We start from the raw sequence: 19,227 nt of genomic DNA, 5'->3' as shown, positions 1-19,227 counted from the left end.
TGGAGGCATGCGCATCCTGCACACCTCCGACTGGCACATCGGGCGGACCTTCCACGGTCACTCCACGCTCGATGCGTTGCGCGGCGTGCTGGAGACGCTGACGCGGCAGGTGCGCGACGAGAACGTCGACGTCGTCATCGTCGCGGGTGACGTGTTCGACTCCGGTGCCCCCGCGGCGGCCTGCTACACGCTGCTGTCCGACACGCTGCGCGCGCTCGCCGACACGGGCGCGCAGGTGATCGTCACGAGCGGCAACCACGACTCCGCGGCCCGATTGGGCTTCCAGGCCGGACTGCTCCGAGACGGCATCCACGTGCTCACCGATCCCGCGGCGATCGGGACCCCCATCACCGTGGCGGATGCCGACGGCCCGGTGCACTTCTACGGCATCCCGTTCCTGGAGCCCGCTCTGCTGCGCCACCTGTGGCCCGCCGCGCGCTCGCAGGCCGAGGTGCTCGGCCACGCCATGGACCTCGTCCGCGCCGACCTCGCGCAGCGCGCGGGGCGGTCGGTCGCGATCGCGCACTGCTTCGCCGCGAAGGTCGAGCCGACGCCGCAGCTCGAGCGCGACATCCAGCAGGGCGGACTCGACGTCGTGCCGTGGTCGTGCTTCGAGGGCGTCGACTACATGGCCCTCGGCCACATCCACGGCCGGCAGGAGCTCGCGCTGCACGCCCGCTACTCCGGCGCGCCCCTGCACTACAGCTTCGGCGAGGGATCGAAGCCCCGCGGCAGCTGGCTCGTCGACCTCGGTGCGTCGGGCCTCGGCGACGTCACGTGGCTCGAGCTGCCCGTGCCGCGCCGGCTCGTGACGCTGACGGCCCCGCTCGAAGACCTCCTCACCGACGACCGCTTCGCGGCGCACGCCGAGGACTGGGTCTCGGTGGAGTACACCGACGACCTGCCGCAGCGCGAACCGCTCCGCCGGCTGCAGGCCCGGTTCCCGTACTGCGCGAAGGTCGTGCACGCCCCGGCCGTCGTGCCGGAGCGCGCCGGCGGCAGCTACGTCGACCGCGTGCGGGCGGCGCGCAGCGACCGGGAGCTCGTGGATGCGTTCCTGCAGCACGTGCGCGACGGGGAGGCGGCCTCGGAGCGCGAGGCCGAGCTGCTCGCCGACGTGCTGGACGAGCGCACGAGGGTGGAGGCGCTCGCGTGAAGCTGCATCGACTCGAGCTCACCGGGTTCGGGCCGTTCCGCGCGACGCAGACCGTCGACTTCGACGCGTTCGCCGGCGACGGCGTGTTCCTCATCTCCGGGCGCACGGGCGCCGGCAAGTCCAGCATCCTGGACGGCGTGAGCTTCGCGCTGTACGGCTCGGTGCCGCGGTACGACGGCGGCGAACGCCGCCTGCGCAGCGATCACTGCGCGCTCGGCGACCCCACCGAGGTGCGCCTCGAGTTCACGGTCGGCGAGACCCGCTGGCGCGTCGCCCGCGCCCCCGAGTACGACCGCCCCGCCAAGCGCGGCGTCGGCGTGACCACCGAGCCGACCCGGGCCGAACTCGAGGAACTGGTCGACGGGGTCTGGGTGGGCCGTGCGGCCAAGCCGCGCGATGTCGCGCAGCTGCTCGACGGCATCCTGGGCCTCAACGCGCAGCAGTTCCAGCAGGTCATCCTCCTGGCGCAGAACCGGTTCTCCCGCTTCCTGCTGGCCTCCGCCGGCGACCGGCAGACCCTGTTGCGGACCCTCTTCGGGACGCGGCGCTTCGAGCAGTACAAGGACGACCTGGAGGAGCGGCGTCGCGACGCGCAGCGACGACTGGACGGTGCGGGCGAACGCGCGCGCACGTTCCTCGACGTCGCGGAACGGCTCATCGACGAGCGCGCACTCGGCGGAGAGGCGGAGCGTCCCGAGGGACTCGACCTCGCCGGCCGGCGGGCCGCCGCCGACCTCGCGCTGCAGCGCGCCGAATACCACGTCGAGCAGAGGACGACCGAGCGACAGCGCGCGGATGCCGCGGCGGCGGCAGCCGCCGACGCGCACGCGGCGCTCGTCGCGCGCGCCAAGACGCTCGGCGACCTCGTCGCCGCGCGCGCCGAGCTCGCGCTGCTCGAGGACGACGCGCCGCGCATCGCCGACGAGCGCACCCGGCTCGAGCGGGCGCGGGCGGCCGAGGCGCTGCGGGCGAGCATGGCAGCGGCGACCCGCGCGGAGCAGGCGGCGTCGGCCGCACGCTCCGTGCGCGATGCCGCCGACGCCGAATGGATCGCCGCCGGCGGCGACGCGGCCGACGATCTCGTCGCCCTGATCGAGGAGCTCACCGGCGACCTGGCCGTCTGGGGCGCGGCCGAACAGGCCGAGCGCGACCTCGTCCGGACGGAGGCGGACCTGGCGGCGCGCGAGGCCGACGTGGCCGCGCGCGCGCAGGAGATCGCGACGATCGACGAACAGCGGGCACTCGTGCCGGCCGAGCGGGAGCGGTTGACCGCGCAGCGTCAGGAGGACGCGGCCGTCGCCGCACGTCTGACAGATCTCCGCGAGCGGCGCACCGCCCTGCGCGATCGGCTCGCGGCGGCGCAGGAGGCCGCGCCACTCGCCGAAGAGGCCGCGCGCGCCGAGGTCGAGTACGCCCGCCGCAGCGGCGACGCCGGCCGGGCCGCGGACGCCGTGACCGCCCTCCTGCAGCGGCGGCTGGCCGGTCGCGCCGGCGAGCTCGCCGCTGAGCTCGTCGACGGGCAGCCCTGCAGCGTCTGCGGAGCGGTCGACCACCCGCAGCCGGCCGCGGTGTCCGCCGAGCCCGTCACCGACGACGACCTCGCGGCAGCCGAAGCCACCCGCGACGCCGCGGCCGAGGCCGCGCGCACGACGGGGGAGGCCGCCAAGAGCGCACGCGACCGGCTGGCCGACGCGACCGCCCGCGCGGGGGGCGCCGACGCCGACGACCTCGGGGCGCGCCTCGCCGCGACCGAGGCGGAGGTCCGGGACGCCGCCGACGCGGACACCCGGGTGGGGCGCCTCGACGTGCAGCTCGCCGAGCTCGCGCAGCTCGACGAGGCCGCGCGCACGGCCCGGGGCACCCTCGACGCGCTGCACGCGGACGGCACCGCCGCCGTCGCCGGGCTCCGCGCGGCCGCCGCCGCCCTCCGCGCCGACGTGCGCGCCGCGCGCGGGACCCACGACACGGTCGCCGAGCGGGTGGCCGAGGCCCGTGCCCGGCGCGACCTCGCGCGCGCCTGCCTCACCGCCCGCGAGCGCGCCGAGGAGCAGGGCCGCGCCCTCGCGACCGCCGTCGCCGACCGCGACGCCGGCCTCGCGGCATCCGTGTTCGATTCCGTCGCCGAGGCGTCCGACGCGCTCCTCGACGCCGCCGAGCACGCCGCCGTCGACGCTCGCGTCGCCGCGCACGCGGCGGCCCTGACGGCCACGCGCGCACGACTGCTCAGCCTGGAGCTCGAGATCGTGGACGTCGTCGAGGCGCCCGACCTCGCGGCGTCCGAGGCCGCGGCGACGGCCGCCGACACCGCTCGCGCCGGCGCGATCGCGGCGCAGCAAGACGCGCAGAACACCGTCGACACCCTCCGCGGCCTGCTCGAGCGGACGGATGCCGCCTACGCCGATGTCGCGGCGATCGCCGACGACGCCGCCGCCGTCACGCGCCTCGCCGACACCGTCGCGGGCCGCGCGCCCAACACGATGAAGATGGACCTCGAGACCTTCGTCCTCGCGGCGGAACTCGAGGAGATCGTCGCCGCGGCGAACCTCCGTCTGTCGGAGATGTCGTCGGGGCGCTACTCGCTCCACCACTCCGACGCGCGGCAGGCCCGCAACGCCGCCTCCGGGCTCGGCATCGATGTGCTCGACGCGCACACCGGTCTCCGCCGCTCGCCGCAGTCCCTCTCCGGCGGTGAGACCTTCCTGGCGTCGCTCGCACTCGCCCTCGGACTCGCCGAGGTCGTCACGAACCGCGCGGGCGGGTTGCGGCTGGACACCCTGTTCGTCGACGAGGGATTCGGGTCGCTCGATCCCGAGACGCTCGACCTCGCGATGCGCACGCTCGACGAACTGCGCGCGGGCGGACGGACCGTGGGCGTCATCAGCCACGTCGAGGCGATGAAGGAGCAGCTGCCCGCGCAGCTCGTCGTCACGGCGACCGCGGAGGGGCCGAGCATCATCCGCCAGGATGCCGTGGCGGACGCCCCCGGGCTCCGCTAGCGCCGGCACGCGGCGGCGCTCCGCGGTGCGCCGTCCGCGTGCGCGCCGAAGAGTTTCATCCGCGCCGAATGGTGGGCCGGCGCGCCTCTGACCCGCGTTTCGGCGCGGACGACGCGCGGACTGGTCGTTCATCCGCGTCGAATGGCGGGTGGTCGGGCGCCTGACTCGCTTTTCGCCGCGGGCGAACCGCGGGACGGCGAGGGTACGCCAGCGGCCGCGGCCCGCAGCGCACCTCCTATCCGGGCGCGCGCGGCCGGGTGTAGCGTCGGCGCCAACCCGGGGCGGGCCACGTCCCGACACGCTGTCGTGTTTGGAGCCGCTCATGCCTCTGTCCGCCCGGGTGCACCGCACCCCGTCCGTCCTGTCGACGCGCGTGCGCCGCACCCTGGCGGCCGCCACCGCGGCCGTCGTCCTCGTGGGCGGCCTGCTCGCCGCCGCACCCGCCACGGCCGCCCTGCCCCTGCCGACGCGCATGGCGGCGCTCGGCGACTCGATCACGCAGGCGAGCATGACGTGCTCGCTGCTTCTCGTGTGCCCCTCGAACAGCTGGTCCACCGGCTCGAACTCCACGGTCGCGTCGCACGCGACGCGCCTGCGCGCGCAGGGGACCTCGCTCACCGCGTACAACGACGCCGTCCCGGGCGCCGTGGCCGCCGACCTGCCCGGGCAGGCGCGCTGGGCGGTCGCCCAGCGCGCGCAGTACGTGACGATCGAGATCGGCGCCAATGATGCGTGCGCCGACGACGTCGCCGGCATGACGACGACGGCATCCTTCGCGGGGAGCGTGCAGACGACGCTCGCGACGCTGTCCGCCGGCGCCGCGCAGCCGCAGATCTTCGTCGCCAGCATCCCGAATCTCAAGCGCCTGTGGGAGCTGAACAAGTCCAGTCTGAGCGCGCGCATCGCGTGGGCGGCGTTCGGCTTCTGCGATTCGATGCTCGCCAAGCCCACCAGCACGGCGGCCGCAGACGTCCAGCGGCGCGACGCCGTGCAGCAGCGGGTGAACGAATACAACGACGCTCTCGCCGCCGCGTGCGCCGCCACCGCGCGCTGCCTGTTCGACGGCTACGCCGTCGCGAACTACGCGTTCGCGAAGGCCGACATCTCGACGAAGGACTACTTCCACCCCTCGGTCGCCGGTCAGCGCACGCTCGCCGCTCTCACCTGGGCGGTGTCCCCGTACCGGCCGTGACGCGGGTAGCGGCGGCGCTCTCCTAGGCTGAGAGCATGACCCGCAACAGCCTCTGGACGGTCGTCGGCGTCGTCGTCGCCGTCGTCATCGCCTGGTTCCTCGTCGACGTGATCTTCAGGCTCATGTGGTTCGTCGCCAAGCTGGGCATGGTCGCGATCGTGGCTCTCGTGGTCTTCCTCGTCATCCGGATGCTGTTCCGCCGGAGCGAGGACTGAGTCCCGGACGCGTCGACGGCGTCAGACCCCGTAGAGCTCGCGCACGCGGTCGCGCAGCTGCACGCTGCACGCCGCGACGGCCGCGCGCCAATCCGTGATCGCGTCATCCTGCGCGTTGTCCGAGACCGCCTTGAGCACGCGGATGCGGACGTCGAACTGCCCGGCGACCCAGATGTACGCGTAGGTCTCCATGTCAACGAGCGTCCCGCCCAGAGCGCGGATGGCGGACACCGTCGCCGCGTCGTCGACGAAGTGGTCTCCCGTTGCGATGATCGCGCCTCCGCCGGCGCCGGTCGAGACCTGCGACGGGAGCGAGACGTGCTGGCCGGCGATGCCGTCGATGTCCGACACGTCGTGCTGGATCGCCGCGGTGACCTCGTGGACGCCGATCGTCCCGCGGTCGACCGCGCCTGCCGTGCCGACGACCAGCACCTCGTCGTACTCGCCGGCGTCGAGCGCCCGGGTGAGCGCGTGGGTGGCCTGCAGCTTGCCGGGACCCGTGACGAGCCGGTCGAAGCCGTCCAGGGATTCCGGGAAGGCGGACAGTTCGGACTCGAGGGCGGCGACGAGCAGTTTCACCCCTCCATCCTCCCAGGGTTAGGCACGGCCGGTGCGGCTCCCCGTGGACGGCGCAGGTGGGCCAAGATGGGGGAAGGTCGGACGAGGGAGAGACATGACTCTGCAGACGGTTCTTCTGGACACGCCCGAGGGCATTTCGGCGCGACTCGGGTGGGACCCGGGGACGACGGTGCACGACCGCCGGCGCATCATCGCGAAGGAGCTGATCGCGGCCCAGCTGCGGTGCGAGCCCACCGACATCAAGATCGAGCGCGAAGCGCCTCGCGGGTTCGGCTACCACACGCGTCTCATCGCCTCCCGTGACGGTGCGGAGCTCCCGATCGCGATCGTGACGGCCAGCTTCCGCGCCGCGACGGTCGTCGCCATCTGCGATCCGGGGCTCCCCCTGGGCATCGACATCCGCGACCTGCATCCCGAGGACGCCGACGTGCGGCAGATGAAGAAGCACTCGCACCTGTTCGACGAGAACAACATGAGCGACCTGCTGCAGCACTGGGTGCGCGTGCAGGCCGTCCTCGAGGCCGACGGGCGCGGCGTGCGCGTCGCCCCGGATCATGTGCGCCTCGACGCCGGCCGGCACCGCGGCTGGCTGCCCGACCGCACCATGAAGTACGGGCTCGTCGACGCGTCGCGCGACGGGTGGGTCATCACGCTGGCCTACGGCCTGCTCCCCACCGCCTGACGGTCAGTCCACGAGGTCGGGCAGAGCCGCCTTCAGCTCGGCCAGCCAGGCGTTCGCGTTGCCGTCCGACGGGGCGCGCCAGTCGCCGCGCGGCGAGAGCGACCCCGCGGGCGACACCTTCGGCCCGTTGGGGATCGCGGAGCGCTTGAACTGCGCGAAAGCGAAATAGCGCGTGAGGAACACCTGCAGCCAGCGCACGATCTCGGCACGGTCGTAGGCGTAGTGCTCGTCCGCGGGGAAGCCCGGCGGCCAGGCCCCGGCATCCGCGTCGGACCACGCCTTCTCCGCCAGGAACGCGATCTTCGACGGGCGGAGGCCGTAGCGCAGCACGTGGAACAGCGTGAAGTCGTGCAGCGCGTACGGGCCGATCGTGTCCTGCGTCGACTGCGTCTTGCCGTCTTGATCCGCGGGCACCAGCTCCGGGCTGATCTCGGTGTCCAGCACCGACTGCAGCACCGACTTCGCGGCATCCGTCAGCGACGTGCCCGACTCCTCATCGGAGCTGTGCGCGATCACCCACCGGATGACGTGCTGGATGAGCGTCTTCGGAACCCCCGCGTTGACGGCGTAGTGGCTCATGTGGTCGCCGACCCCGTAGGTGGCCCAGCCCAGCGCGAGCTCGGAGAGGTCGGAGGTGCCGACGACGAAGCCGCCGTTCTGATTCGCGAGCCGGAAGAGGAAGTCGGTGCGGACGCCGGCCTGCACGTTCTCGAAGGTCACGTCGTAGACCGGCTCGCCGTCGGCGAACGGGTGGCCGATCCCCTCCAGGATCTGCGTCGCGGTGGGCCGGATGTCGATCGTCGAGATCGTCGCGCCGATGGCCTCGGCGAGGGCGATCGCGTTGGACTTGGTGTGCTCGCTCGTCGCGAATCCGGGCATCGTGTACGCCAGGATGTCGCTGCGCGGCCGGCCCATCCGGTCCATGGCGCGCGCCACGACGAGGAGGGCGTGCGTGGAGTCGAGTCCGCCGGAGACGCCGATGACCGGCTTCGGGGAGCCGATGGCCCGCATCCGCTGCTCGAGGCCGGACACCTGGATGTTGAAGGCCTCGTAGCAGTCCTGGTCCAGGCGCGCCGGGTCGTCGGGGACGAACGGGAAGCGGTCGACGGGCCGCCGCAGCCCGATGTCGGCGGTCGGCGGGTCGAGCGTGAACGAGACGGTGCGGAAGTCCGCGTCGATGGTCTCGGTGCGGATGCCGAGAGACCGCCGGTTGTCGTCGAACGTGCCCTGCCGGAGGCGATCCTGGCGGATCCGGTCGAGGTCGACGTCGGCGACGGCGCGGCGCGGCCCATCGGGGAACCGCTCGGTCTCCGCGAGGAGGTTGCCCACCTCGTAGATCATCGTCTGCCCGTCCCACGACACGTCGTTGGTGGACTCGCCCTGCCCGGCGGCGGCGTAGACGTAGGCGGAGAGGCAGCGCATCGACTGCGACAGGCAGAGGGTCCTGCGGTCCTCGGCGCGGGCGATCGTGATGGGGCTGCCGGAGAGATTCACGAGCACCGTGGCGCCGGCGAGTGCGGCCCGGGAGGACGGCGGAACGGGCACCCAGACGTCCTCGCAGACCTCGGCGTGCACACGGAGGTCGGGCAGATCCACGGCCTGGAAGATCAGATCGGGGCCGAACGGCGCCGACAGCTCGCCGCGATCGAACCACTCTCCGCGCAGGTCGTCGCCGGCGGCGTACCAGCGGTGCTCGTAGAACTCGCGATAGGTGGGGAGGTACGACTTCGGGGCGATGCCGATCACCTCACCCCGGTGGATGACGACGGCGCAGTTGTAGAGACGATTCCCGTGGCGCAGCGGCGCGCCGACGATGAGCAGGGTGCGCAGGTCCTCGCTCTCCCGCGCGATGCGCAGGAGAGCCGCCTCGACGGCCTCGAGCACGGGGTCCTGCATGACGAGGTCCTCGATCGAGTAGCCCGTGAGGCACAGCTCCGGGAAGACGGCCACGGCGACGCCGTCGTCCTGGCACGCGCGCGCGGCGGTGAGCACGGCATCCGCGTTCGCCTGCGGGTCGGCGATCGCGACGGGGATCGTGCAGGCCGCGACCCGCGCATACCCGTGCCGGTAGACGCTCTCGAACGCTGGTGTCGTGCTCATCCGCCCAGTCTGTCAGGTGCGGCCGGTCCCCGGCAGAGGCGCTGTCGGCGGCCCGGGCTAGTGTCGATTCCGGAAGGGGAACATGCGATACATCGAGGACGAAGGCCGGATCGTCTGGAGCGCGAGCGATCTCAAAGCCGCCGCCGAATGCGAATTCGCGTGGCTGCGGGCGATCGACGCGAAGCTCGGACGGGTCGCCCCCGTCGAGGACCCCGAAGACCTGACGCTCGAGCGCGCCGGGCGGCTCGGCACGCAGCACGAGCTGCGGGTCCTCGCCGACTATCGCGCGGAGTTCCCGGGCGCGGTCGTGGAGATCCCGGAGACGCGCTCCTCGGATGCCGAGGGCCTCGCGCGCGCCGTCGCGCTGACGGGGGACGCGCTCGCCTCCGATGCCGCGGTGGTGTACCAGGCCGCGTTCGCGACCGACGAGTTCGTCGGCTTCGCCGACTTCCTCGTCCGCGACGAGGAGGGTCGCTGGATCGTGCAGGACACCAAGCTCGCCCGGCACGCCCGCGTCACGGCGCTCATGCAGCTTGCGGCATACGCCGACCAGCTCGACCGGATCGGCGTGCCGCGGGCGGACCGCGTCGAGCTCCTGCTTGGCGACGGCACCGTCTCCACTCATGCCGTGCGCGACCTGCACCCGGTGTACGCGCTGCGTCGCGCGCGGCTGCGCGCCCTCATCGCCGACCGCGACCTCGCCGCGGGCGCCGCCGGCGCCGCCATCGGGTGGGGCGATGACCGCGGCGCTCTGCGGGTCATCGCGTGCGGGCGGTGCGCGACGTGCGACCTCGAGGTGATCGCGCACCGCGACCTGCTGCTCGTCGCCGGGATGCGGCCCGTCCAGCGCGAGCGTCTCCGGGCGGCCGGCATCCGCACGATCGACGACCTGACGACGGCGGACGCGCCGCCCGCGCGCATGTCGGCGGACACGTTCGCGAACCTCCGCACCCAGGCGCGACTGCAGGTGGCGAGCCCGGCGGGCGGCATCGTCGCGATCGCCGCGGCGCCCCCGCACGACGGCGCCGCGGCGGCGCATCCCTCCTCGCCGCCGCCCGTGCCGACGTTCGAGGTCGTGTTCCCGAAGGCCCTCGGCGCGCTCCCGCGCCCCGACCACGGCGACCTGTTCTTCGACTTCGAGGGCGACCCGCTGTACACCGAGGGCGGGACGCCGCAGTGGGGGATCGACTATCTCTTCGGCTGGATCGACACCCGTGACGTGTACTCGTCGCTGTGGGCGCACAGCTTCGCCGACGAGCGACAGGCCCTCGAGGACTTCCTCGACCTCGTGGCGCTGCGCCGCGCGCAGCATCCGGGCATGCACATCTACCACTACGCCCCCTACGAGCCCACGCATCTGCTCGCGATGGCCGCCCGGCACGGCGTGCGCGAGCGGGACGTCGACCGGCTGCTCCGCGACGGCGTCTTCGTCGACCTCTATCCCATCGTCCGGCGGGCGTTGCGCGTGGGCTCCCGGTCGTACTCGATCAAGAAGCTCGAGCCGCTCTACATGGGCGACGACGTCCGCACGAGCGACGTGCAGCGCGGCGACGATTCGATCGTGAAGTACGTCGAGGCGCGCAGCCACGCCGACGCCGGCGACGAGGCGTCCGCGCAGCGGATCCTCGACGACCTCGCCGACTACAACCGCTACGACTGCGTCTCGACGCGGCGGCTCCGCGACTGGCTCGTCGACCGGGCCCGGGAGGCACAGCTGCGACCGTCGCTGGAGCCGGATGCCGACGAGCGCGCGTACGAGCCGTCGCCGCGCGCGGAGACGCTCAGCCGCCTCGCCGCCGGTATCGACGACGAGCAGGAGTCGGCGGCCCTGCGGCTGGGGTCGGCGGCGATCGACTACTACCCGCGAGAGGCGAAGACCTTCTGGGCGACGCACTTCCTGCGTCTCCGCGAGCCGGTGACGGTCTGGGAGGACACGCGCGACGTCGTCGTGATCGACCGCGACCGCTGCCGTGTCCTGACCGACTGGCATCTCCCGGAGGGTGCCCGGGCGATCCGGCGCATCGTCGAGCTCCGCGGCGAGGTGGCGCCCGGCACGCGGCTGAGCGTGGACGCCACGCCGTTCGCGGTCTACGAGCTGCCGGCGCCGTTCCCGGTCGAGACCAACCCGCGGTGGATCCACACGGCACGCTCCGTGCGGGTCGTCGACGTGCTGGATGACGGCGTCGTCGTCGAGGAGAACGCCGTCCAGGGCTTCACGTGGGCCGAGCTTCCGGTCGCGCTGACACCGGCCGCGCCGCCCCAGGCCGGCAGCCAGCAGGCGGCGATCGACGAGTGGGCAGACGGCGTGATCCAGGGGGCGCCGGCGTTCCCCGCGGACCCCGCCACCGACCTCCTCCTGCGCCGGCCGCCGCGTACGGGCACCGGCACTCTCGCGCGGGGCGGTGAGGACGACGTCGCCGACATCGTGCGCACGCTCGTCGACCTCGACCACAGCTACCTCGCGGTGCAGGGCCCGCCCGGAACCGGCAAGACGTACGTGGGCTCGCACGTCGTGGCCCGCCTCGTCCGCGAGCGCGGCTTCCGGGTCGGCGTGGTCGCCCAGTCGCACGCCGTGGTCGAGCACATGCTCGACCGGATCGTCGAGGCGGGCGTCCCCACGGCACAGGTCGCGAAGGCGCCGAAGGGTCCGCCCACCGGGTCGGAGTCGTTCACCGTCATCGCGAAGAACGCGATGGCCGCGTACATCGCCGACCAGCCGGCGGGATTCGTCGTGGGCGGCACGGCCTGGGACCTGAGCCACGGCGGGCGCATCGCGCGCCGCAGTCTCGACCTCCTGGTCATCGACGAGGCCGGGCAGTTCTCGCTCGCCTCGACGATCGCCGTCTCGGTCGCCGCGCAGCGGCTCCTCCTGCTGGGCGACCCGCAGCAGCTGCCCCAGGTGAGCCAGGGCACGCACCCGGAGCCGGTCGACACGTCGGCGCTCGGCTGGGTCATGGACGGCGCGGCCGTCATCCCGCCGGACCGCGGGTACTTCCTGGCCCAGACCCGTCGCATGCGTCCCGAGGTCGCGGCGCCGGTGTCGCAGCTCTCGTACGAGGGCAAGCTCGCGGCGCACGAGGGCACGTCCGCCCGTCGCCTCGACGGCGTCGCACCCGGCGTCATCCCGGTCGCGCTGACGCACGTCGGGAACGCGACCCAGTCGCCCGAGGAGGCACAGGTCGTGGTCGGCCTCGTCCGCGACCTCGTGGGGCGGTCGTGGACACCGGATGCCGATTCGGCTCCGCGGCCGGTGACCGCGGCGGACATCATCGTCGTGACGCCGTACAACGCCCAGCAGGTGCTGGTCGAGGAGGCGCTGGCCGCCGCGGGGTTCGGTGACGTCCCGGTCGGGACAGTGGACCGGTTCCAGGGCCAGGAGGCCGCCGTCGCCATCGTGTCGCTCGCCGCGTCGTCGGGGCGCGACGCGCCGCGAGGGCTCGAGTTCCTGCTGCTGCAGAACCGTCTCAACGTCGGCGTCTCCCGCGCGATGCACACGGCGTACGTCGTCTACTCGACCGGGCTCCTCGACGACCTGCCGCGCACGCCCGACGGCGTCGCGCGGCTCAGCGCCTTCGCGCGGCTGGTCGGCGCGGCCTGACGACGAGGCTCGTAGACTTCGGGCACGAGGAGGTCGCCATGGCCGAGGAGCGCCGACAGTTCGAGATCGACCTGCCGCCGGAGGCGATCGCCGGCAGCTACGCCGACTTCGCCAACGTGTGGCACACGCCCGACGTGTTCGTCATGGACTTCGTCTCGCTCACCCGCCCGCCCCAGGACGGCACCGACGCCGAGGGCAATGCCATCACGGTCGTGCCGGCGCGGGTCGTGCAGCGCGTACGCATCCCGCCGCAGCAGGTGTTCGAGCTCGCGAAGGCCCTCACGCAGCAGCTGGAGTTCTGGGAGCAGGAGACCGGGCAGCGCCCGCAGCGTCCCCTCGGTCCCGACGCGCTCTGACCTGCGCAGGCGGGGCGCGTCAGACCGTGCCGTAGAGGCGGTCTCCCGCGTCGCCGAGCCCGGGCACGATGTAGCCCTTCTCGTTGAGCTTCTCGTCGATGGCGCCGAGCACGAGCGTCACGTCGCGGTCGCCGACCTGCCGCTCGATGGCGGCGACGCCCTCGGGCGCCGCGAGGATGCAGATCGCGGTCACGTCCTGCGCGCCGCGGTCGAAGAGGAAGTCGATGGCGGCGCCCAGCGAGCCACCCGTGGCCAGCATGGGGTCCAGCACGAAGCACTGGCGATCGCTCAGATCCGTGGGGAGTCGCTCGGCGTAGGTCGTCGGCTCGAAGGTCTTCTCGTCGCGGGCCATCCCGAGGAAGCCCACCTCGGCCGTGGGGAGGAGCTTCACCATGCCCTCCAGCATGCCGAGCCCGGCGCGGAGGATGGGAACGACCAGCGGGCGCGGCTCGCTGATCCGCACGCCGATCGTGGTGGCCACGGGCGTCGTGATCTCGTGGTCCTCGACGCGGACCGATCGGGTCGCCTCGTAGGCCAGCAGGGTGACCAGTTCCTCGGTCAGCTGCCGGAAGACCGGCGACGATGTGCGCGCGTCGCGCAGCACCGTGAGCTTGTGGGTGATGAGGGGGTGGTCGGCGACGTGGACACGCATGGGTCCAGGCTACCGGGGCCTACTCTGAAGCTGTGACTGTCCCGGCCCATGACTCCGCCGCGATGGACCGCGCGCTGCAGCTCGCCGAGGCCGCCGGTGCCGACGGCGACGTGCCCGTGGGGGCTGTCGTGACGGATGCCGAGGGCACGGTGATCGGCGAAGGCCGCAACCTCCGCGAGGCGACCGGCGACCCCACGGCGCATGCGGAGGTCGTCGCCCTGCGGCAGGCCGCCGCCACCCGGGGGACCTGGAACCTCGAGGGGTGCACCCTGACCGTGACGCTCGAGCCGTGCGTCATGTGCGCGGGCGCCGTGCTGCAGTCCCACGTCTCGCGCCTCGTGTTCGGCGCGTGGGACGACAAGGGCGGTGCGGCCGGCTCGCTGTACGACGTCGTGCGCGATCGGCGGCTGCCGGTGCGCGCGGAGGTTGTGGGCGGCGTCCGTGCCGAGGATGCGGCGCGCCTGCTGCGCGCGTTCTTCGACGCCCGGCGCTGACGTCCGCGCCGGTCAGTCGCTCGAGGGCATGACGATCGTGTCGGTGGGCGGCGCCGGCGCGCCGGCCTCGCGGCGCACGATGTCGGGCTCGAGGTAGATCACCCGCGCCGACGGCACGGCATCCCGGATGCGCCGCTCCACGGCGTCGATGTCCAGCGCCACCTCGCCCAGCGCCTTGTCGTGCGGGAAGGCCAGCTTGGCGGCCACGAGCAGCTCGTCCGGCCCGAGGTAGAGGGTCTTCATGTGGATGAGCCGCTGGGTCTCGCCGCCGGCCTCGATGGCCCGGACGATCGCCGCGTGGTCGTCCGGATTCGCGCCCTCGCCGACCAGCAGGCTCTTGGTCTCGATGCCGAGGGTGATCGCCACGAGGATCAGCAGGGTGCCGATCATGAGGGTGCCGATGGCGTCGAAGATCGGGTTGTGCGTGAGGGCGGTCATTCCGACGCCGAACAGCGCGAAGACGAGGCCGGTGAGCGCCGCGATGTCCTCCAGGAGCACGACGGGGAGCTCCGGCGCCTTCGCGTGCCGGACGAAGGACACCCACGACTGCCCTTCGCGGCGCACGTGGTTCGATTCCCGCACCGCGGTGCGCAGCGAGAAGCTCTCCAGCACGATCGCGATGACGAGCACGGCGATCGGGATCCACACGTTCTCCAGCTCGTGCGGGTGGGTGAGCTTGTCGACGCCTTCGTAGATGGAGAACAGCCCGCCGACGGAGAACAGGATGATCGCGACGACGAAGGCGTACACGTAGCGCTCGCGACCGTAGCCGAACGGATGCTCCGCGTCGGCCTCTTTGCGGGCCTTGCGGCCGCCGAGGAGCAGGAGGAGCTGGTTTCCGGAATCGGCGACGGAGTGGATCGCCTCGGCGAGCATCGAGGCCGAACCGGACAGGAACCAGGCGACGAACTTCGCGATCGCGATGCCCATGTTCGCAAGGAACGCCGCGATGATCGCCCTGCTGCCGCCCGATGCACTCATGACGACGAGTCTAGGGTTCAGTCCGAAGAGCTGATGATGATCGCCTCGGTGATGGGAGCCGGGGATGCCGGGTGTCCGATGTAGCCGATGACCTCCAGCAGCGCGCGGCGGAACTCCGCGGGCCGCTCGAGGTGCGGGGAGTGGCCGACGCCCTCCATCGTCACCTCGGTGACCTGCCCGCCGCCGGCGCGGTATGCGTCGAGCACGTCCCGCGTCTGGGACACCATCTCCTGCGCCGGCGCGACCTCCGCACCCGGCCAGCCGGGGATGACGCCGATCTGCCCGAGGTAGTTGAGGTCGTAGAACGAGGTGTCCGACACGATGGCGTCGACGGTCCCGTGCACCCACAGGATCGGCGGCTTGACCGCGAGATCCGCGATGCCGGAGACGTCGAAGTACTTCGGGACCATCGTGTTGAGGACGCCGATGTTCCCTGCGGCGAAGCCCGGCCAGTTCGCGCTGCCGACGCCGTCGCCCGGGTAGTTGCCGACGGCCGTCGACGTCGTCAGCATCGACTCCACCCAGACGTCCTCGTGCGCTGATGTGTAGCCGGGTGCGACGTACCCCGAGCGGAACACGCTCCGCGGGGAGGTCGGCGCCTCGTCGGTCCGGTCCCCGTCGGTCAGCCGCTGCACGAAGTCGGGGTTCGCGCCGCCACCGCCGCAGCCCGCATCGTCGTCGGTGAGACGGGTGCCGTCGCGGCGGGTGCCCCCGAACCCGTACGGGGACACCGGCGCCTGCAGCGTGAGCGAACGCACCGAGTGGTCCAGCGCGTACTGCATCACGACGCCGCCGCCCATCGACCAGCCGACGAGGTGCGGTGCTTCGATGCCGAGCTCGGTGAGCGTGAGATGGATGTCATCGCTGAAGTCGCGCACGCCCCGCGTCGCGTCGATGGGGGCGTGCTCGGTGCCGCCGAACCCGCGCAGATCGATCGCGATCACCCGCAGATCGCCGGGAAGGTCCTGCATGAGTTCCTGCCAGAACAGGCTCGAGGAGACGTTGCCGTGGATCAGCACGACGGTGCGATCGGCCGGCGTGGCCGGGTCGTCGCCGTCGCGCTCCACGATGTTCACGCTCAGTCGATCCGTGTCGACGAGTCGGGCAGTGATTCCGTCGAAAGGCCTCATGGATCCGACTATAGACCCGCGCCCATTTCATGTGAACGGGGTTTCAGGTCCGGCGGAAGGCGGCTGCCGGCATCCCGTTCGCGGGTGGGAGGATGGGGGCATGGCAGACGACACGCTTCCCCCGATCGCGATCCTCGGCGCCGGCTCGATGGGCGGTGCGATCCTCCAGGGTCTCGTCCGTTCGGGCCTCGCGGGGTCCCTCACCGCGACGAACCGCAGCACCGCGAAGGCGGCCGAGCTGTCCGGGCTCGCCGGGGTGTCCTCCATCGCGCTGGAGAGCGACCCGGACGGCAACCGCGCAGCCGCCGCGGCCGCCGACATCGTGCTCATCGGGGTGAAGCCGGCGATGGTCCCCGATCTGCTCCGCGAGATCGCCCCCGACCTGCGACCCGGAACCGTCATCGTGAGCCTCGCTGCCGGCGTCACGCTCGCGACGTTCGCGTCGCTCCTCGGCGACGACGTCCCCGTCATCCGCTCGATGCCCAACACGCCGGCCGTCGTCGGCAAGGCCGTCACGGGGATCGCCGCGGGCCGTGCGGCGACCGCCGCCCATGTCGCGGTGGTCCGGCGCCTGTTCGAGACGTGCGGTGCCGTCATCGAGCTCGACGAGGAGGAGATCGACGCGCTCGGCACGATCTCCGGCTCGGGCCCCGCGTATGTCTTCCTGCTCATCGAGGAGCTCACCGCCGCCGCGCGCGCCAAGGGTTTCGCCGAGGCGGATGCGCGCCTCATGGTGGAACAGACCTTCATCGGCGCCGCGGCCCTGCTGGATGCCACGAAGGAGGACCCCGCCGAACTGCGCAGACGCGTCACGAGCCCGAAGGGGACGACGGAGCGCGCCATCGCGGTGCTGCAGGACGCGCACCTCGCCGAGCTGTTCGGCGCGGCCACCGATGCCGCGCTCGCGCGGTCCCGCGAGCTGGCTGCGGGAGCCTGACCCGTCAGCGGTCGAGGGCCGCGAACCGCTCGATGTCGGAGTTCGTGCCGGACACGATGATGAGGTCGTGGTTGGTGACGACCGTGTTCGCCTCGGCGTAGCGGAACGGCTTCCCGGGGCTCTTCACGCCCACCACCGTGACGTTGTACTTCGTGCGGACGCCGGATTCGTTCAGGCCGACACCGCGGATGAACTTCGGCGGGTACATCTTGGCGAGCACGAAGTCGTCGTCGAAGCGGATGAAGTCCAGCATCCGCCCGCTCACGAGGTGCGCGACCCGCTCGCCGGCCTCCCGCTCGGGGTAGACGACGTGGTTCGCACCCACGCGGGCGAGGATCTTGCCGTGCGACTGGGAGACCGCCTTCGCCCAGATCTGCGGGATCTTCAGGTCGACGAGGTTCGCCGTGATGAGGACGGATGCCTCGATGGACGAGCCGGTCGCCACGATCGCGACCTGGAAGTCCTGGGCGCCGATCTGCTTCAGGGCGTCGATGTTCCGGGCGTCGGTCTGCACGGCGTGGGTGACGCGCTCGGACCACTTCTGCACGAGTTCGAGGTTCGCGTCGATGGCGAGGACCTCGCGGTCGAGGCGATCCAGTTCCCCCGCGCAGGCGGCGCCGAAGCGGCCGAGGCCGATGACGAGAACGGGGGCGTCGCCCCGGATCTGCTCAACCAACGATCGGCCTTTCCACCGGCAGCGAGTAATGCTGCGTACGGGATGTCGCGGCCACCGCCGCGGCGAGAGTCACTGTACCAACGCGCCCCATGAACATGGTGAGCGAGAGGACATAGACGGCGGGTTCCGGCAGCTCGGCGGTGACGCCCGAGGACAGGCCGACCGTGGCGAAGCCGGAGATGACGTCGAAGAGCACCATCTCGACGGGCGCCTTCGTCATCTGCGCGATCGTGATCGTCGACAGGGCCACGATCGTCGAGCCCCACGCCACGACCGACAGCGCGACGCGCTGCACGTCGCTCGGGATACGGCGGCCGAACGCCTCGACGCTGGGACGGCCCTTCGCCTCGGACCAGACGGCGAGGGCGAGGACGGCGAGGGTGGTCACCTTGATGCCGCCGGCCGTGGAGGCCGAGCCGCCGCCGACGAACATGAGCATCGACGCGGCGACGAGGGAGGAGCCGTTCAGTTCGCCGATGTCGATGACGGAGAAGCCGCCGGAGCGGGTCATGGCGGAGAGGAAGAGTGCCTGGAACGTCGTGTCCCACGCGTCGAGCGTGCCGAACGTCGCGGGGTTCTCGTACTCGAGCAGGACGAACACCCCGGCGCCGATGAAGAACAGCAGCACGGTCGTGATGAGCGTGAGCTTGGCGTGCAGCGACCAGCGGCGCACGTGCCACTGATGCCGCCACAGCGTGAAGATCACGGGGAAGCCGATGGACCCGAGGAACACGCCCGCCATCAGCACCGTGAGCATGAAGTAGTTGTCCGCGAACGGCTCGAGGCCGCCGGTGTTCGGGGTGAACCCGGTGTTCGTGAACGACATCGCCGCGTAGTACGGGGCCTCCCACAGGGCCGTGAGCGGGTCGACACCGCCGAGGATCAGCGAGGGGTAGAGGAGGACCGCGAGGACCGCCTCGATGGCCAGGGTCGAGAGGGCGACCGTGGACAGCAGCTGGCCGACCTCGCCGAGGCGCACCGTCTGCCCCTCGTTGACCGGCCCGCCGTGCGCGCGCATGGGGTTCGAATCGCCCGCGGCCATGAGCTTCGCACGCAGTCCGAGGCGCTTGGAGATCACGAGGCCCAGGATCGAGGCGAGGGTCAGGACGCCGAGCGCGCCGACGTTGACGCCGATGTAGATCATGACGTGGCCGACGGGCGACCAGTGGGTGCCCATGTCCACCGTGGACAGGCCCGTGACGCAGATGGTCGACACCGCGGTGAAGAGCGCGTCCGCGAGCGGCGTGGGCTGCTCGTCGGCCGCGGCGATCGGCAACGAGAAGAGCGCCGTGAACAGCAGCACGAGTGCGGAGAAGATGAGGACCGCGAATCGCGACGGCGAAGAGGTGGCGGAATGGCGCGTGCGCTGCCAGATCCCGCGTCCCCGTTCCCGGAACACGCGCCGGAGGCGCGCACCGACGGACTCGCCCGCCATGTGACGCCCCTCTCCTGAAGATTCGTTGTCATGGTACTCCGGCGCGGC

Annotated in this window: 16 protein-coding genes; 9 read left to right on the top strand and 7 right to left on the bottom strand. The window is 72.2% G+C overall.

The window, feature by feature from the left end; all coding sequences use genetic code 11:
- Positions 1–7: 7 nt before the first annotated feature.
- The 4 genes from QZL85_RS05440 to QZL85_RS05425 all read left to right on the top strand — a co-directional run bounded on the left by QZL85_RS05440 (position 8) and on the right by QZL85_RS05425 (position 5,559).
- Positions 8–1,156 (top strand): exonuclease SbcCD subunit D, encoded by a 1,149-nt coding sequence (locus QZL85_RS05440; protein ID WP_295574621.1) that lies wholly within the window; start codon positions 8–10, stop codon positions 1,154–1,156.
- Entirely contained in the window at positions 1,153–4,152 is a 3,000-nt protein-coding gene (locus QZL85_RS05435) for an SMC family ATPase (RefSeq protein WP_295574618.1), read from the top strand. Before QZL85_RS05440 ends, QZL85_RS05435 begins: the two co-directional genes overlap by 4 nt.
- A gap of 322 nt (positions 4,153–4,474) precedes the next feature.
- Positions 4,475–5,344, top strand: a complete 870-nt coding sequence (locus QZL85_RS05430) for a GDSL-type esterase/lipase family protein (RefSeq protein WP_295574616.1) — start codon at positions 4,475–4,477, stop codon at positions 5,342–5,344.
- A 35-nt stretch (positions 5,345–5,379) separates the two neighbouring features.
- Complete coding sequence (locus QZL85_RS05425) at positions 5,380–5,559, top strand: hypothetical protein (protein WP_295574614.1); 180 nt, start codon at positions 5,380–5,382, stop codon at positions 5,557–5,559.
- A gap of 21 nt (positions 5,560–5,580) precedes the next feature.
- On the opposite strand, the gene QZL85_RS05420 is transcribed toward QZL85_RS05425, so the two are convergent.
- Positions 5,581–6,138, bottom strand: coding sequence for a nucleoside phosphorylase (locus QZL85_RS05420; RefSeq protein ID WP_295574612.1), 558 nt, complete (start codon positions 6,136–6,138; stop codon positions 5,581–5,583).
- A 94-nt stretch (positions 6,139–6,232) separates the two neighbouring features.
- On the opposite strand from QZL85_RS05420, the gene QZL85_RS05415 reads away from it, so the two are divergent.
- The gene (locus QZL85_RS05415; RefSeq protein WP_295574610.1) at positions 6,233–6,820 is read left to right on the top strand and encodes a hypothetical protein; all 588 of its coding nucleotides are present in this window, start codon (positions 6,233–6,235) and stop codon (positions 6,818–6,820) included.
- Positions 6,821–6,823: 3 nt separating this feature from the next.
- Here the strand turns inward: QZL85_RS05415 and QZL85_RS05410 are convergent, their stop codons facing one another.
- Positions 6,824–8,920: an NAD(+) synthase gene (locus QZL85_RS05410; protein WP_295574607.1), complete on the bottom strand. Its 2,097-nt coding sequence runs from the start codon at positions 8,918–8,920 to the stop codon at positions 6,824–6,826.
- Between the two features lie 82 nt (positions 8,921–9,002).
- Between QZL85_RS05410 and QZL85_RS05405 the strand changes: the two genes are divergently transcribed.
- The gene (locus QZL85_RS05405) at positions 9,003–12,518 is read left to right on the top strand and encodes a bifunctional RecB family nuclease/DEAD/DEAH box helicase (RefSeq protein ID WP_295574604.1); all 3,516 of its coding nucleotides are present in this window, start codon (positions 9,003–9,005) and stop codon (positions 12,516–12,518) included.
- A 38-nt stretch (positions 12,519–12,556) separates the two neighbouring features.
- On the top strand, positions 12,557–12,874 hold the full coding sequence (locus QZL85_RS05400; protein ID WP_295574602.1) for a DUF3467 domain-containing protein: 318 nt from the start codon (positions 12,557–12,559) through the stop codon (positions 12,872–12,874).
- Between the two features lie 19 nt (positions 12,875–12,893).
- Here the strand turns inward: QZL85_RS05400 and upp are convergent, their stop codons facing one another.
- Positions 12,894–13,526 carry a uracil phosphoribosyltransferase gene (gene upp, locus QZL85_RS05395; protein WP_295574585.1) on the bottom strand — a complete coding sequence of 211 codons (633 nt, stop codon included), beginning with the start codon at positions 13,524–13,526 and terminating at the stop codon, positions 12,894–12,896.
- A gap of 32 nt (positions 13,527–13,558) precedes the next feature.
- Here upp and QZL85_RS05390 point away from each other — a divergent pair, with 32 nt between their 5' ends.
- On the top strand, positions 13,559–14,020 hold the full coding sequence (locus QZL85_RS05390; RefSeq protein WP_295574583.1) for a nucleoside deaminase: 462 nt from the start codon (positions 13,559–13,561) through the stop codon (positions 14,018–14,020).
- A gap of 12 nt (positions 14,021–14,032) precedes the next feature.
- Here the strand turns inward: QZL85_RS05390 and QZL85_RS05385 are convergent, their stop codons facing one another.
- Together QZL85_RS05385 and QZL85_RS05380 are read right to left on the bottom strand one after the other, a co-directional pair.
- A complete protein-coding gene (locus tag QZL85_RS05385; protein ID WP_295574581.1) occupies positions 14,033–15,001 on the bottom strand; it encodes a cation diffusion facilitator family transporter in 969 nt (322 codons plus the stop codon).
- 17 nt (positions 15,002–15,018) lie between these two features.
- The gene (locus QZL85_RS05380) at positions 15,019–16,131 is read right to left on the bottom strand and encodes an alpha/beta fold hydrolase (RefSeq protein ID WP_295574579.1); all 1,113 of its coding nucleotides are present in this window, start codon (positions 16,129–16,131) and stop codon (positions 15,019–15,021) included.
- A 100-nt stretch (positions 16,132–16,231) separates the two neighbouring features.
- Here QZL85_RS05380 and proC point away from each other — a divergent pair, with 100 nt between their 5' ends.
- The gene (gene proC, locus QZL85_RS05375; protein ID WP_295574577.1) at positions 16,232–17,068 is read left to right on the top strand and encodes a pyrroline-5-carboxylate reductase; all 837 of its coding nucleotides are present in this window, start codon (positions 16,232–16,234) and stop codon (positions 17,066–17,068) included.
- Positions 17,069–17,072: 4 nt separating this feature from the next.
- Here proC and QZL85_RS05370 read toward each other — a convergent pair whose 3' ends face one another.
- Both QZL85_RS05370 and QZL85_RS05365 read right to left on the bottom strand, forming a co-directional pair.
- Positions 17,073–17,744 carry a TrkA family potassium uptake protein gene (locus QZL85_RS05370; RefSeq protein WP_295574575.1) on the bottom strand — a complete coding sequence of 224 codons (672 nt, stop codon included), beginning with the start codon at positions 17,742–17,744 and terminating at the stop codon, positions 17,073–17,075.
- Entirely contained in the window at positions 17,737–19,179 is a 1,443-nt protein-coding gene (locus tag QZL85_RS05365) for a TrkH family potassium uptake protein (protein ID WP_295574572.1), read from the bottom strand. The genes QZL85_RS05370 and QZL85_RS05365 overlap by 8 nt, the downstream gene beginning before the upstream one ends.
- Between the last annotated feature and the right edge of the window lie 48 nt (positions 19,180–19,227).

This window comes from uncultured Microbacterium sp., assembly GCF_900078385.1.
Classification (GTDB): domain Bacteria; phylum Actinomycetota; class Actinomycetes; order Actinomycetales; family Microbacteriaceae; genus Microbacterium.
The sequence above is the reverse complement of the archived record's forward strand: the minus strand, read 5'-3'. Positions and strand labels throughout refer to the sequence as shown.

Bases quoted from the DNA above. Each gene is read 5' to 3' on its own strand.
- QZL85_RS05380 (WP_295574579.1), bottom strand. From the start codon at position 16,131: ATGAGGCCTTTCGACGGAATCACTGCCCGACTCGTCGACACGGATCGA.
- QZL85_RS05385 (WP_295574581.1), bottom strand. From the start codon at position 15,001: ATGAGTGCATCGGGCGGCAGCAGGGCGATCATCGCGGCGTTCCTTGCG.
- QZL85_RS05430 (WP_295574616.1), top strand. From the start codon at position 4,475: ATGCCTCTGTCCGCCCGGGTGCACCGCACCCCGTCCGTCCTGTCGACG.
- QZL85_RS05410 (WP_295574607.1), bottom strand. From the start codon at position 8,920: ATGAGCACGACACCAGCGTTCGAGAGCGTCTACCGGCACGGGTATGCG.
- QZL85_RS05405 (WP_295574604.1), top strand. From the start codon at position 9,003: ATGCGATACATCGAGGACGAAGGCCGGATCGTCTGGAGCGCGAGCGAT.
- QZL85_RS05425 (WP_295574614.1), top strand. From the start codon at position 5,380: ATGACCCGCAACAGCCTCTGGACGGTCGTCGGCGTCGTCGTCGCCGTC.
- QZL85_RS05440 (WP_295574621.1), top strand. From the start codon at position 8: ATGCGCATCCTGCACACCTCCGACTGGCACATCGGGCGGACCTTCCAC.
- QZL85_RS05415 (WP_295574610.1), top strand. From the start codon at position 6,233: ATGACTCTGCAGACGGTTCTTCTGGACACGCCCGAGGGCATTTCGGCG.
- upp (WP_295574585.1), bottom strand. From the start codon at position 13,526: ATGCGTGTCCACGTCGCCGACCACCCCCTCATCACCCACAAGCTCACG.
- proC (WP_295574577.1), top strand. From the start codon at position 16,232: ATGGCAGACGACACGCTTCCCCCGATCGCGATCCTCGGCGCCGGCTCG.
- QZL85_RS05400 (WP_295574602.1), top strand. From the start codon at position 12,557: ATGGCCGAGGAGCGCCGACAGTTCGAGATCGACCTGCCGCCGGAGGCG.
- QZL85_RS05365 (WP_295574572.1), bottom strand. From the start codon at position 19,179: ATGGCGGGCGAGTCCGTCGGTGCGCGCCTCCGGCGCGTGTTCCGGGAA.